General features: G+C 33.0%; 13 protein-coding genes. 3 read left to right on the forward strand and 10 right to left on the reverse strand.

What is annotated here, in order from left to right:
- The first annotated feature begins 97 nt into the window (after positions 1–97).
- A complete protein-coding gene (gene brxF, locus B5E79_RS07930; protein ID WP_087244158.1) occupies positions 98–526 on the forward strand; it encodes a BREX-3 system P-loop-containing protein BrxF in 429 nt (142 codons plus the stop codon).
- 13 nt (positions 527–539) lie between these two features.
- Here the strand turns inward: brxF and mnmM are convergent, their stop codons facing one another.
- The 3 genes from mnmM to B5E79_RS07945 are packed head-to-tail and all read right to left on the reverse strand — an operon-like array spanning position 540 to position 4,007.
- Positions 540–1,061, reverse strand: a complete 522-nt coding sequence (mnmM, locus tag B5E79_RS07935) for a tRNA 5-(aminomethyl)-2-thiouridylate-methyltransferase MnmM (protein WP_087297601.1) — start codon at positions 1,059–1,061, stop codon at positions 540–542.
- 7 nt (positions 1,062–1,068) lie between these two features.
- A complete protein-coding gene (locus tag B5E79_RS07940) occupies positions 1,069–2,697 on the reverse strand; it encodes a B12-binding domain-containing radical SAM protein (protein WP_087297602.1) in 1,629 nt (542 codons plus the stop codon).
- Positions 2,698–2,735: 38 nt separating this feature from the next.
- On the reverse strand, positions 2,736–4,007 hold the full coding sequence (locus tag B5E79_RS07945) for a M15 family metallopeptidase (protein WP_087297603.1): 1,272 nt from the start codon (positions 4,005–4,007) through the stop codon (positions 2,736–2,738).
- A 161-nt stretch (positions 4,008–4,168) separates the two neighbouring features.
- On the opposite strand from B5E79_RS07945, the gene B5E79_RS07950 reads away from it, so the two are divergent.
- The gene (locus B5E79_RS07950) at positions 4,169–4,450 is read left to right on the forward strand and encodes a hypothetical protein (protein ID WP_087297604.1); all 282 of its coding nucleotides are present in this window, start codon (positions 4,169–4,171) and stop codon (positions 4,448–4,450) included.
- Between the two features lie 115 nt (positions 4,451–4,565).
- Positions 4,566–4,805, forward strand: a complete 240-nt coding sequence (locus B5E79_RS07955; RefSeq protein ID WP_087243234.1) for a hypothetical protein — start codon at positions 4,566–4,568, stop codon at positions 4,803–4,805.
- 16 nt (positions 4,806–4,821) lie between these two features.
- Here B5E79_RS07955 and B5E79_RS07960 read toward each other — a convergent pair whose 3' ends face one another.
- From B5E79_RS07960 to B5E79_RS07990, 7 genes are all read right to left on the reverse strand, one after another.
- Positions 4,822–6,249, reverse strand: a complete 1,428-nt coding sequence (locus tag B5E79_RS07960) for an alpha-amylase (RefSeq protein ID WP_087297605.1) — start codon at positions 6,247–6,249, stop codon at positions 4,822–4,824.
- A 71-nt stretch (positions 6,250–6,320) separates the two neighbouring features.
- Entirely contained in the window at positions 6,321–6,584 is a 264-nt protein-coding gene (locus B5E79_RS07965; RefSeq protein WP_087243232.1) for a metal-sensing transcriptional repressor, read from the reverse strand.
- Entirely contained in the window at positions 6,584–9,067 is a 2,484-nt protein-coding gene (locus tag B5E79_RS07970) for a heavy metal translocating P-type ATPase (protein WP_087297606.1), read from the reverse strand. Before B5E79_RS07970 ends, B5E79_RS07965 begins: the two co-directional genes overlap by 1 nt.
- Positions 9,068–9,250: 183 nt before the next feature.
- Positions 9,251–10,039, reverse strand: a complete 789-nt coding sequence (locus B5E79_RS07975; RefSeq protein WP_087254783.1) for an ABC transporter ATP-binding protein — start codon at positions 10,037–10,039, stop codon at positions 9,251–9,253.
- 1 nt (position 10,040) lies between these two features.
- Complete coding sequence (locus B5E79_RS07980) at positions 10,041–11,069, reverse strand: FecCD family ABC transporter permease (protein ID WP_087243229.1); 1,029 nt, start codon at positions 11,067–11,069, stop codon at positions 10,041–10,043.
- Entirely contained in the window at positions 11,066–12,061 is a 996-nt protein-coding gene (locus B5E79_RS07985; protein ID WP_087243228.1) for a FecCD family ABC transporter permease, read from the reverse strand. Before B5E79_RS07985 ends, B5E79_RS07980 begins: the two co-directional genes overlap by 4 nt.
- Positions 12,058–13,038, reverse strand: a complete 981-nt coding sequence (locus B5E79_RS07990) for an iron-siderophore ABC transporter substrate-binding protein (protein ID WP_206393161.1) — start codon at positions 13,036–13,038, stop codon at positions 12,058–12,060. Before B5E79_RS07990 ends, B5E79_RS07985 begins: the two co-directional genes overlap by 4 nt.
- Positions 13,039–13,691 lie beyond the last annotated feature (653 nt).

Genomic DNA, 13,691 nt, shown 5'->3' on the forward strand with positions numbered 1-13,691 from the left:
AAGATAAAAAAGCTTTTTTTACGATATACATAGAAAACGCTTACAGAAAATGCTATAATATTCTTAACAAATAAAAACAGAAAAGGAGATTATAGCAATGGATTTGAATAAAAAAATAGAAGACATCAGTCATGCAGAGTACAAACTTTTACTAATCATTGGACAGCCTGGAAGTGGAAAATCAAAAGTCATTCGTCAATATAGTGAAGAAACAGGTATTCCTATTCTTGATCTTGATAAGATTTTCTATCATACACCAAGTGAAAAACTTCTACCTGAGATGAAAAACTTTTTAACAACTTATCACCAAAAAGTTTTATTGTTAGATAATAAAAAAATTCTTTATGCAAAAAACAGTCAAATTGATTTATTAGCTTTCCTTAAAGAATTATCAAAAGATATTATTGTTGTTGCAACATGGAATGGAAAAATTGAAGATGGACAGCTCTTCCATTTTCGTAATGACACTTCAGAAGATCTTATTTATTCAACTGATAATAACGATTTTAAATATATCTTATGCTAAAAAGAAGCAGAATTTACTGCTTCTTTTCTATTTCAATAACATAAGGTGCTTTCTTTTTATTCAACATTTGAAAGCACGAAACATGAAACTGATGAGAATCTAACTGTGATACATATTCATGAATCCATAAACTTTCCTGATATCCTTCTTCATGACCAGGATAAACAACAATAAAAAGAGCTTTTTTCATCATTTCAATAGCTTGACAGACAGCCTCTTGAGTAGACGGCAATGTTGTTGTAATATGATGAGAAGCCTGTGGTAAATAGCCAAGATTGAATATTCCTATATCAAATGATGAAAAATACTGTTTCATATTTTCATGACTATCTAAAATCAGTTGTACATGTTGTCTATCTCCTAAACGTTTTTTTGTATTTTCCAATGCTTCAGGCTGTATATCAAAAGCATAGACCTTTGGACACTGTTCAGCTAAAAAAAGTGTATCATGACCATTTCCCATAGTAAAATCAACACCCACCTGAAAAGAATACGTTGATATTCTTTGATGAACATATTCAACCATCGTTAACATACTATGATCACCCTTTCTTATACATCGACCACTGACATTGATAATCTTTATAGATCACAACAAGATAATGATCTTGAATTTCTTCTACAATTGCATATCTAAATAAGAGCTCAGAATCAAGCTGATATTTTTGTGAAAGTTCTCTTAAAACCTGTTTCTTTGATTGTGGAGTTAAAGTAGACTGATACCATTTTTTAGGTTTCACTTTAAACTGCAATAAATAATCCATAATCAATAAATCATGATACTTCTCAGGTAAATAGGAATCCAAGTAAAGATAAAGTTCATCTAACTGATAACCTATTTTTTTATATTGTTTTTCATGATAAAAACATGAAAGATCATAAAAGAACGCAAATGGCGAAGAAACGTCATCCATCACTGCATTCATCGTATGTACAAAACGCCCACTATTCCAGTATTTCTCCAACATATCTTCAGCCATATGAATCTTTTCCATATCATCATGAGATAACCATTTGTTTTCCAGCATTTCATAAGGAGGCTCTTTTTGATAGACATACCCATAATCTTTAGCATCATTACGTAATGATGTTCCTCTTAATAGTTTTAAAAAACCCAATTGTAATTCTTTTGCACGAAAGGCAAAAACATCATCAAATGATTGAGCAAATCTTTCATATGTTTCATATGGTAAACCAGCAATGAGATCTAAATGCAAATCACATTGACCATCTTGCATTAACATAGTGATCACTTCACTCAAACGTTTAAAATTCTGAATTCTTTTGACTGCGCGATTTGTCGGTTCGTAAGTCGATTGTATGCCTATTTCAAATCTCAATAATCCCTTTGGTGCTTTCTCTCTAATAAAATCAATAATTTTTTGATTGAGGACATCCGCATTAATTTCAAATTGAAATTGCTGTCCTTCTTGATAATGTTTAAAAATATAATCTAAAATCATAATAGCATGATTTGCATCAGCATTAAAACTACGATCTAAAAATTTAATTGTTTTGGCTGAACTATGACAAATCAAATTGAGTTGTCTTTTGAGATAGTCTTCACTAAAAAATCTAAGTCCCTGTTCTAATGAAGATAAACAATATTGACATTGAAATGGACACCCTCGACTTGTTTCAAAATATAAGATACGTTTACTCATATCTTTTTGATCTTGTGGTAAACAATACGGCGAATCTAAGGACTCTACATATTTTAAATCTGCAACAGCTACTGTTGATGAGATATGCCCACGATAACTGACACCTGGTAAACATACATCCTGTTTCTTTTCTAAAGCTTCTAATAATTGAGGGAATATTTCTTCCCCTTCACCACTTAAAATGTAATCTACTGGTATGTGCTCTAAAAAGTACTGTGGTTCATAAGTGACCTCAGGTCCCCCTAAAGCAAGAATAATATCAGGTTGTCTTTGACGTAACATATGGCATAGCTTATCAATATATTCAATATTCCATATATAACAAGAAAACGCAATCATATCTAAATGCATTGATAATAAATCATCAACAATATGTTCAAGTGAATCCTTAATTGTATATTCTTTAAAATCAACATCAAAGTGATGATAAGAAGCTACATAAAGCAAACGCAATGATAATGACGTATGAATATATTTTGAATTGAGAGTTGTTATTAATGTTTTCATGATTTTCTCCTAAAAAATAATCTAGGGATAACCCTAGATTATTGACCTTTCTTAATATCAGGGATAACCCCTTTATTTAAGCAATATTCTTCTAATGTCCAACCATTATTAAAGATTTCTTTTGCTGCTTCTTTTCCAACATATCTAAAATGCCATGGTTCATTAGCAATACCTGTAATACCAGCTTTATCTTCTTCATATCTTAAAATAAAACCATATTTATAAGAATTTGCTACACACCATTTATAATCAGGTTTATAACCAAAACGACTATTTTCAATACCATTTAATTTATCATCAATAACAGCCTGACATGTTAAATCAACACCTAATCCTGTCTGATGTTCACTTCCTCCTGGTTCAGCAACTAAACTTGCTGCAGTCACAGGATCATATTTATTGAAGTAATCATCATATGTTGCCTTTTGATCTGCATATGAACGATAAGCACTATTCACAACCAAATCATAACCTTCTTTTTTAGCTGCATCAAACATTTCTACTAAAGCGTTAGCAGCTTCTTTTCTCAATCTTGGATCGTCGCAATCAGATGCCACCTTCACTTTATCAGGATCTGGATTCACTAAATCAGATGGTTCATAATTAGCTGGTAAATAGAATCCTTTTTTCACTAATGTTAAAACATCATCTGGATTTTGAATTGTATAAGGTTGATCAACTTCATTTTCAGAAATAATAAATGGATATGTTGTAATCAATACAGCATAATTATAATTTTTATTTTCTTCATATGATTCCATGTATTGATCAATATCTTCAAAAACAAATCCTTTGACTTGCATAAATGGTTCAATTTGAGCATAAGTATATTGTTTATCTACCAAATGTTTAACTTCATTCACACCTGCGGTTTTTAAAACTTCCCAAATCTGATCATTTGAATAATTAAGCGTTGTTAATTTAGGAACATAATTATCAAAAATATTATCTATAGTTGAAATAACTTCTTTCACTTGCATATCCTTATGTAAGGATAGATATTTTTCATATTCATCATAATATTGAACTTTTTGACTTTGGCTCAACCATTGTGAAATATGTTCCAATTTATCATATGATAAGATTTCATCAACTTCATTATTTTCTAACGCAAGTATTTCACTTTGTTGTGAAAAAGAATAACCTTTAAAAGCCAATTGAATACGACTAAAATTAAACCATACAATAACTCCAATCACAATTGCAACAACAATACCGATAATAGCAATTCTATCCCAACGTATTCTTGGATGCCTTGATGGAGAATACGAACTATAATATGTATATCTTTTACCTCTATTAAATCTCATAATCTACCTCTTTTCTACGTCTTATAGTTTAACATATTCATCGCTATAATTCTACATTTTCAGCGAATTTCACATGATTAAAAAAATGACATGATATAATATTATTGCAATCTGAACATAATTATGTTATTTTATTTGTTGTATATAAAGGAGGTTTCTCTATGCATTTTGTGATTTGTATGTTTATTGCATTTATCTGCCTCATTACAGCTGTATTATTTGCAGAAGTTTTTCCTAAATGGTTTAAAGCTGTTCTTGCCTTACTAGGAAGTGCGACTGCCGGATATGCAATTGCAATATTCATTAGAAAAATAGCCATGTGGACAAAAGCGTTCAGTAAACCTGAACTTTTACCTACTGCAGGTATCTGTGCAGCAATTATGCTTATTATTGTCATCATTGTGGTCTTTATTCTTAACAAGAGAAAAACAAAAACAGCATAAAAAACAATCTTTATTATAGAGATTGTTTTTTTATAATCTTTATAGAAACTTAACATAAATTTCATCTTGAACCTTTTGAAATCATATATAATAAACATATAAGGAAGTGAAATTTATGGAGTATGCATATAAGGAATATTATCTAGGCGCATTAACAATGTCAGTGATTGCCTGTATCGGTTCATTATTGAGCGTAGTCAATCTGATTCCTTTATTGATTACTTATCAGTTAATCCAAAAAGCCTGTCACCGTGGACTTCCACATTCTTCGTATAAAATTCTATCCACAATCTTTCAGACAGCTATCATGTTAACATTGTTAATCACAGTTTTATATTTGAGTTTTCAGTGGTGATCGTCAGATGACCACTTTATTTTTTGGGTATATAAACACTGACACTCCCATCTTGAACAGTAAACAGTCCATACCCTTTGTCATCAATAGTGACAGCTTCATTGACATTTTCTAAATAGTCATAAAATATCTGATTTTGATATTGCTGTCCTACATACATGTACAGTTGTCCACCATTTTGATTGGTCATAATGCAAGCCAATCCATAAGCTTCTCGTGTCCATCCTATGATATGACGATCATAAAAATAATCATTTTGTTGACCATAGGCATAATGTTGACGTAAATATAAAAGACGATCTATAACCTGATTTTGTCCTGATAAAGAAGGTTTTTCAATTCCATAATAATCACCATAAAAGATACAAGGATAACCATCCTTTCTTAGCAAAATCAAGGCATAGGCCAGTGGTTTAAACCAATCCAAAACCCATGATTGCAGACCTTGCTGTGGTTGTGTATCATGATTATCAACAAATGTGACAGCATTCATACAGGCTTTTTGAACCAATGTGTTATTAAAAATTTGGGACATATCATATTGTCCAAAGCTACGTGAAGCTTCATAAAAATGATAATGCAAAGGAACATCAAATAATGATAATGAATAATTCACTTCAGTGAGATATTGAAGTAATTTTTGTACATCACCATGCCAATATTCTCCCACTGTAAATAATTCTTGGTGTGTATACTGTCGCATATGATAAAGCCAATCCTGATAAAATGATGCATTAATATGTTTAACTGCATCTAATCTAAAACCGTCTATATGTGTTGTATCTAAGTACCATTCTCCCCATCTTTTAAGTTCACTTACAACACGATGATTTGAAAAATCTAAATCTGCTCCCATTAAATAATCATAATTCCCATTTTCATTATCAACCTGTGAGTCCCATGTTTTATCCTGAAACAAAAAAGTAGCATGACGTTTTGTTTTGGCATCATAATCTATGCCATCAAAACAACTCCAATCCCATGTAAAATCACTATATTTTTGATGACGATTGGGAAAAGTAAAAAGAGTCGGAACTTGAATCCATTCATTTTGTTTTTCAATATCATAGGTATCATGTTGATTGACTTCACTCGCTTTCACATCTTCATAGCCATCAGCACCCATTTTATGATTCAATACAATATCCCCATAAACCTGTATGCCGACTTGTTGCAGGGCCTGGATTGCTTGTAAATATTCATCTTTGGTTCCATATTTTGTTGGGACAGTTCCTTTTTGATAAAATTCACCCAAATCATATAAATCATATACCCCATAACCAACATCCTGAGTTCCACCAATACCTTTAAAAGCTGGTGGTAACCACAACGCTGTCACTCCTATATCAAAAAGATGCTGTGCATCAGCCTTAACTTTTTGATACAAATGAGGATCTGAAGGTAAATACCACTCAAAATATTGCATTAAAACGCCTTGTTTCATTCAGTTCATCTCCTTATAAAAAAGTATAAAGAAAAAAGTCAAAGACTGCAATAAACAATCTTGACTTTTTATTACTTCATTAATTGATTGATAACGTCCATCATCTCTTCTATTTTTTGATCAGCATCTTGACTGCCAATAGCATCATGAACACAATGCTGCATGTGAGCTCCAATAATTTCTTTATTAGCACGTTTTAAAATAGCTTGAGTTGCCATGATTTGATTAGATATATCAATACAATAACGATCATCTTCAATCATTTTCATGATGCCATCAATCTGTCCTCGAGCTGTTTTTAATAAACGCATAACATGTTTTTGATCTGCTTGCATTATTCAAATCCTTTAACACTATAACCAGCGTCTTCAACTGCTTTGATTAAGACACTTTCATCAACATCATGAGATAATTTTAAATAAGCACAGTTATTTTTTAAATCTACTGTTGCTTCTACACCTTCAATACTATTTAAAGCTTTATCTACATGCTTTTGACAATTTGGACACATCATACCTTCAATATTCATTGTTTTTTCCATTTTCTTTTCCTCCTGTCTGATTATTGTATTTTGATGTTTAGGTTTAAAAAATCTCAGTCTTAGGGCATTGCTGACAACAAAGATCGAACTCAAACTCATTGCCGCACCACCAAACATAGGATCTAACAGCCATCCAAAGACTGGATAGAACACGCCTGCTGCAATTGGAATTCCAATCACATTGTAGAAAAATGCCCAAAACAGATTTTCTTTAATATTTTTTAACACTGCATGACTCAGTTCAATCGCATTCACAACATCCTGTAAATCATTTTTCATCAAAACAATGTCTGCTGAATCCATGGCTATATCAGTTCCCGACGTCATCGCTATACCAATATCGGCACGCATAAGCGCTGGAGCATCATTAATTCCGTCTCCTACCATGATAACACGTTCACCTTTTGCTTGTAAATCTCTGATATGTTTTTCTTTATCCTGTGGTAAAACTTCAGCAATGACCTGGATTCCCAGTTCATCACCAATCGCTTGAGCAGTTAATTGATTATCTCCTGTCAACATATAAATAGTTAATCCCATATCTTTTAATTGATTAATAGCGTTTTGACTTGTTTCCTTTAACACATCACTGACAACGATTAAACCAATCATTTGCCCATTATAAGCATAGAATAATGGCGTTTTTCCTTGGCTTGCTAAAAGTTGCGCTTTGGCTTGTACAGGTGATAAATCAATATCATGTTCCTTCATCAAACGTTGATTACCAGATAAAATCATATCTCCATCAATAGTCCCTTTTAGCCCTTTACCAGATAACATCTGGAAATTTTCAACAGTTTTTAAAGATATCCCCTGCTCTTTGACATAATCAACTACAGCTTTGGCAAGAGGATGCTGTGATAAACTTTCAATAGAAGCAGCTAAAGTTAATAACTCTTTAGTGTCTATACCAATAGGATAAATTTCAGTTACCTGCGGTTTTCCTTTTGTAATCGTTCCCGTTTTATCTAAAACAATACTTTTTGCCTTAGATAATAATTCTAGATTTTCTGCTGATTTGATCAGAATACCTAATTGTGCGCCTTTTCCTGTTCCCACCATAATGGCAGTTGGAGTTGCTAAACCTAATGCACATGGACAAGAAATAACCAATACTGCAATCGCACATGTTAAAGCAAAATGGAAAGTCTGTCCACCAAGAGTCACCCATAAAACAAATGTCACTAAAGCAATCACAATTACAACTGGTACAAAGATTCCACTAATCTGATCTGCCAGTTTTGCAATTGGGGCTTTAGATGAGCTGGCTTCTTCAACCAATTCTATGATTTGTGATAAGGTCGCTTCTTGACTTGTATGAGTCACCTCAACTTGAATATACCCTTCTACATTCATCGTTGCACCAATCACTTTATCATCGACAGATTTGTCTACGGGTAAACTTTCACCAGTAATCATAGACTCATCAATGGATGTCTGTCCTTTGATAATCACACCATCTAAAGGTATATTTTGCCCAGGTTTGACAATCATAATATCGCCAATCTGCACATCATCAATAGCCACTTCTACTTCCTGATTATCTTTCAAAAGTGTTGCAGAAGACGGCATTAAGTGAATCAGTTTTTCAATTGCTTCCGTTGTTTTCTTTTTAGAACGAGATTCTAAATATTTTCCTAAAGAAATAAGGGTCAAAATCATGGCTGCTGACTCAAAATAAAGCTGCATCATATATTGATGAGCATCATGAAGATTGCCATGACCTAAATCATAACCCATCATAAAAATAGCATAAATACTATAAACTGCCGCAGCCGTTGAACCAATAGCTATAAGTGTGTCCATATTAGGGCTGCGATGCCATAAAGACTTAAAACCTCTTTGAAAATAGCCACGATTGATATACATGACTGGCAAAGTTAAAAAGAGCTGCGTTAAAGCAAAAACCATCATATTTTCTTCACCAACAAGAATAGATGGTAAAGGTGCTCCTAGCATATGTCCCATTGAAATATAAAACAAAGGAATTAAAAAGACAAAAGAAAGAATCAATGATTTTTTCTTATGATCAACTGTTTCTTCCTGTTTCTGTGCTTGAACAGTTTCTTTTTCTAATACAGCTTTATATCCTGCATCTTCTACAGCTTTTTCAATCATTTGATCGTTGACTTTATTTTCATCATAGTCAACAACCATACAATTGCTTAAAAGATTAACATTAACATCATGAACACCATCAAGATGCCTGACAGCTTTATCTACATGAGCACTGCATGCACTGCATGTCATACCCACAACATCATATTTCTGTTTCATAAGATACCTCCCATACCCCTGTGGGGTATACTAACATTATATATGATTTTTATAAAATAGCAACCAAAATGATAAAAAATAATATTTTCAAATAAAAACGCCCTCATCATTTGGATATCCAAATAACGAAAGCATTGAAAATAATAAAAAGAATGAAACACACTGTCCATTCCTCAATATAAATTATTTACATTTTCCAATAGGAATAATCATTGGCCGTTGTGTTATAGGATCTTTAATAATTTTACTATTTAAACCATAAACTTCTCGTATGATTTCTTCATTAATTATTTCTTCTGGTGTTCCATGAGCTAGTAATTTTCCATTAGATATCGCAAATATATAATCTGCGTAGCGAGCAGATAGATTAATATCATGTAATACCATGGCGATGGTTGTACCTTTTTTCTGATTTAATTCAGTTAATAAGTCTAAAATTTCGATCTGATAAGATATATCTAAAAAAGTTGTAGGTTCATCTAACAACAAAATATCTGTATCCTGTGCTAATGCTAAAGCTAGCCATACTCTCTGTCTTTGTCCACCGCTTAATTCATCTACACATCGATCAGCTAAATCAGAGATACCCATCATATCCATTGCTTCACTAACAATTTGATAATCTTCTTTGCTCATCCCTTTTAGTGGCTGACGATATGGAAATCGACCTCTTGCGACCAAATCAGCAACAGTTATTCCCTCAGGTACAATAGGTGACTGTGGCATTAATCCTAAGTTTTTTGCTAATGCTTTTGAAGGATATTTATGTATGTCTTTATTATTCAAATATACAGCACCATTTGAAGGAAGAACTAATTTGCATAATGTTTTCAATAAAGTTGATTTCCCACATCCATTTGAACCAATTATTACACTAATTTTATGCTCTGGCAACACTAGATCGACATCCTTCACAATTGTATGATTTCCATATCCTGAGGATAAATGTTCTGCATATAAACAATCTGTCATATTAGCCTCCTTTATGATTCATTCTAAATAGCATCAGTAATAAATATGGTGCTCCTAAAATACCTGTAATAATTCCTACTGGATAACGAGCTGGTAATAAATTTTGGGCAACTAAATCTCCCGCTAATACAAGAATAGCTCCCATAAGACCGGCTTGTAACATATTAGCCTGATTTCCTTTGCAGATTCTAGTAATGATAGGACCAGATAAAAAGGATACAGCTGCAATTGGACCACTGATGGAAGTTGCTACAGCAGAGAGAATAATTGCATTAACAATCAACAGTAACTTTGTTCTTTGAATATTTAAACCTAAAGTAGTCGCAAAATCTTCTCCCAACTGTAAAAGCATCAGTCTTCTACTTAAATATACTAGAGAACTTCCCATGAAAATTACTACAATTACAATTCGAACCGCTTCTTCTATTGTGACATTATTTAAACTTCCGCTTAACCACCGTAAGGCATTTGCTACATCATATTGTGCTGCACGAAGTATAATATAAGAAATCACTGCTTGTAAGAATGCCTGAAATCCTAAACCGATTAAAATCATTCTGCCATTATTTGATCCGATTCCCTGCGATAGACGATAGATCAGAAATGCTACAAGCATTCCGCCTAAGATTGCGCCAATAGAAACAGCATTTCCACTCCAATGAAGGATAAGAATACAAAATACAGCTACTGTACTAGCTCCAGATGTTACGCCTATAATATCAGGACTAGCTAATGGATTACCTAACATTTTCTGAAAGGTATTTCCTGCCATACCAAAGGCTATTCCACAAAATACGCCTGCTAACATTCTTGGAAAACGTAATGTATTAACAGTAAATGATGCTCCTGGTATATTTTCATACAATAAGGACTGAATAACAGTATTTAGAGAGTAAAAAGTATTACCAAGCATCATGGATAGTGCCATAAGTATACATAATATAATGCATAATATGATAGTAATGGTTATAATTCTTTTTCTCTGGTGATGATAAACACGTTCTATAATTTCTCTTGTCTGTTTTTTCATAAACTACGTATTTTCACCTTTCTAACAATATAAATAAAGACTGGCGCTCCAAGAATTGCGGTTATAATTCCAACTTCTAATTCTGCTGGACTTGCGATTACTCTTCCAATAATATCTGCACCTAGTAACAGTATGCTTCCTCCCAATGCAGATAATGGAAGGAGATAATGCATATTCGATCCTATTAATAATCGCATAATATGGGGAACCATTAATCCAACAAAAGCAATTGGACCAGCTAATGCTGTTGTAGCACCACATAATAGTACTCCTGCAAATGCTGCCATTGCTCTTACTTTCTTACTATTTATTCCTAAGCTTGTGGCTAATTCATCGCCTAACGCTAAAGTATTTAATGAAGATGATAAATAAAATGATAGAAGTAATCCTAAAATGAAATACGGAAGCAGTACTAAAATCATATTCCACTTAGCTCCGCCAATACTTCCTGTTTGCCAAAAACGAAAACTATCCATTACCTGTGAATTTGGTAACATGATTGTATTCACTAATGACATAAGTGCCATCGATGTTGCAGCTCCTGCTAGTGCTAACTTAATTGGAGTAGCTCCACTTTGTCCTACAGAAGCAATACCATAAACAAGTATTGCAGTTAATATAGCCCCTGTGAAACCAAGCCAGATATACTGACTTGGTGAAGAGATTGAAAAGAACGCAATTCCCACAACCACAAAGAGAGAGGCTCCTGTATTTATTCCTAAAATACTAGGATCTGCAATTGGATTTCGGGTAATTGATTGCATCAGACAACCAGATACTCCTAAAGAAGCTCCAGCTAAAATACCAAACAAAGTTCGTGGTATTCTTGCCTGAACAACACTAATAGAAAAGCTTTCTTTGTTGGTAAATAATGCATCAAATAATGTCTCCATATCTACTGATTTAGAACCATATAAAATAGACAATGCAGAAACAACAATTAGACATAGAGAAAGAATCACAAACAAGAAATAAACATTCTTTTTTCTCATTCGTTTACCTTATCTGCAGCCTGTCCTATTAATGATAAATACTCATCAATTGTTGCAGAAATACCTAAAACTGTAGGAGTCGCAGAACCTGCTAATGCACTATTACTATCAATAACTACTACTGAACCACGTTTAATAGCTGGAATCTTTCCAAAGATAGCATCTTTCTGTAAAGCTTTTAGGGTTGTATCATCACCATAAGTAACTAAAATATCTACATTATTTAAAATATCTGCATTTTCTGCGGAAACCGTCAAAGAGAAAGTCGTTTCATCTTTTCCCATTTCCTTAATATTTTCAGGGAATGATAAACCTAAGTCTGTAAGATAGGAAGCTCTAGGATCACTAGTTAAATATACATAGAATGAGCTAGTATCTGCTGGATTAACCCAAAGGAAAGCTCCGCTTTTGCCTTCTATCTGAGGATATTCTTTCAATTTATTCGCAATTAATTGTTCAGTTTCTTTAACCAATGCTTCTCCTTCATCTTTCATCCCCATAGCTTCTGCATTAATCGTAACTTGCTCTCTCCAATATGTCTGCCATGCTACACGTGGATATGCAACTACAGGAGCAATTTTACTTAAGGTATCATACTCTTCTTGTGTTAATCCTGAATAAGCAGCTAGAATGATATCCGGATTACTATCCGCAATAGCTTCATAATCTAACCCATCTGTATCATCATAGACTACTGGCTCTGTTACTCCTAATTTTTTAAATGCCTCCTGTGTCCATGGTGATAACCCATCTTTCGTTAATTCACCGAAATTTCCTTTTGAAACACCAACTGGAGCAACTCCCAATGCCAATGGGACATCCTGATTTCCCCAAGCTATGGTTGCTATGCGCTCTGGCTTTTCTGTAATCGTTGTTTCTCCAAAAGCATGTTTTATTGTAATTGGAAATTGTGTAGATGTATTTGTATTTTTATTTTCATATTCATTAGTTGACGATGATGAACAAGCTGTTGTCATCAATAAGAAACCTGTAACTACTACAGCAAAAAAAATTTTTTTCATATAAACCTCCATACATAGTTAGCTTTAGCTAACTTATGAAATAATAATATCAGAACATAACATTTATGTCAATACTATATTAATTTTGAGTTTCGGGATTTTGCAAAGCAGAAGTATCCGATTTGGTAATTTCTGTTTCAAATTGTCTTGATATTGAATGATTTTTTCAATAAAGAAAAAAAAGGTATAACCGACCTGGCAACCTATCAGTTGCCTTGTATATATTATGACTCTATTTTTATACATTCAATTTTAATTGCTTATAAGGCTGATGTCTTCGTATTTGCAGATAGTCTTCAATTCCTCTATGACCAAATTTCAATATTCGCCGATTCCATCTTTGATCTGATATAGCCAAAAGTAGTTTTTACTTTTTAAGCTCCTGCTTCTTTCCACTATCTTTATGACTAATAATTTCTTATTGATACTTTCTGTCAATAAAGTCAAATGTCCTATATGCATCATCAGCAAGCTATTGATGACATGTTGATTCCCAGATCAAGGAAATGATGGATTTTGGGAATACACTGGTCAAATGGAAATATGAGATTGTGAATTCATTTGTGCCGGCAAATGGAAGACGCATATCAAACGGCCTGATTGAAAAC

The sequence above is a fragment of the Massilimicrobiota sp. An134 genome, assembly GCF_002160815.1.
Taxonomy (GTDB): Bacteria; Bacillota_I; Bacilli_A; order Erysipelotrichales; family Coprobacillaceae; genus Allocoprobacillus; species Allocoprobacillus merdigallinarum.

What these genes read in the sequence shown, in the direction of transcription:
- B5E79_RS07945 (WP_087297603.1), bottom strand. Translation starts at nt 4,007, where the DNA reads ATGAGATTTAATAGAGGTAAAAGATATACATATTATAGTTCGTATTCT.
- B5E79_RS07985 (WP_087243228.1), bottom strand. Translation starts at nt 12,061, where the DNA reads ATGAGAAAAAAGAATGTTTATTTCTTGTTTGTGATTCTTTCTCTATGT.
- brxF (WP_087244158.1), top strand. Translation starts at nt 98, where the DNA reads ATGGATTTGAATAAAAAAATAGAAGACATCAGTCATGCAGAGTACAAA.
- B5E79_RS07990 (WP_206393161.1), bottom strand. Translation starts at nt 13,038, where the DNA reads ATGACAACAGCTTGTTCATCATCGTCAACTAATGAATATGAAAATAAA.
- mnmM (WP_087297601.1), bottom strand. Translation starts at nt 1,061, where the DNA reads ATGTTAACGATGGTTGAATATGTTCATCAAAGAATATCAACGTATTCT.
- B5E79_RS07950 (WP_087297604.1), top strand. Translation starts at nt 4,169, where the DNA reads ATGCATTTTGTGATTTGTATGTTTATTGCATTTATCTGCCTCATTACA.
- B5E79_RS07960 (WP_087297605.1), bottom strand. Translation starts at nt 6,249, where the DNA reads ATGAAACAAGGCGTTTTAATGCAATATTTTGAGTGGTATTTACCTTCA.
- B5E79_RS07975 (WP_087254783.1), bottom strand. Translation starts at nt 10,039, where the DNA reads ATGACAGATTGTTTATATGCAGAACATTTATCCTCAGGATATGGAAAT.
- B5E79_RS07980 (WP_087243229.1), bottom strand. Translation starts at nt 11,069, where the DNA reads ATGAAAAAACAGACAAGAGAAATTATAGAACGTGTTTATCATCACCAG.
- B5E79_RS07955 (WP_087243234.1), top strand. Translation starts at nt 4,566, where the DNA reads ATGGAGTATGCATATAAGGAATATTATCTAGGCGCATTAACAATGTCA.
- B5E79_RS07965 (WP_087243232.1), bottom strand. Translation starts at nt 6,584, where the DNA reads ATGCAAGCAGATCAAAAACATGTTATGCGTTTATTAAAAACAGCTCGA.
- B5E79_RS07940 (WP_087297602.1), bottom strand. Translation starts at nt 2,697, where the DNA reads ATGAAAACATTAATAACAACTCTCAATTCAAAATATATTCATACGTCA.
- B5E79_RS07970 (WP_087297606.1), bottom strand. Translation starts at nt 9,067, where the DNA reads ATGAAACAGAAATATGATGTTGTGGGTATGACATGCAGTGCATGCAGT.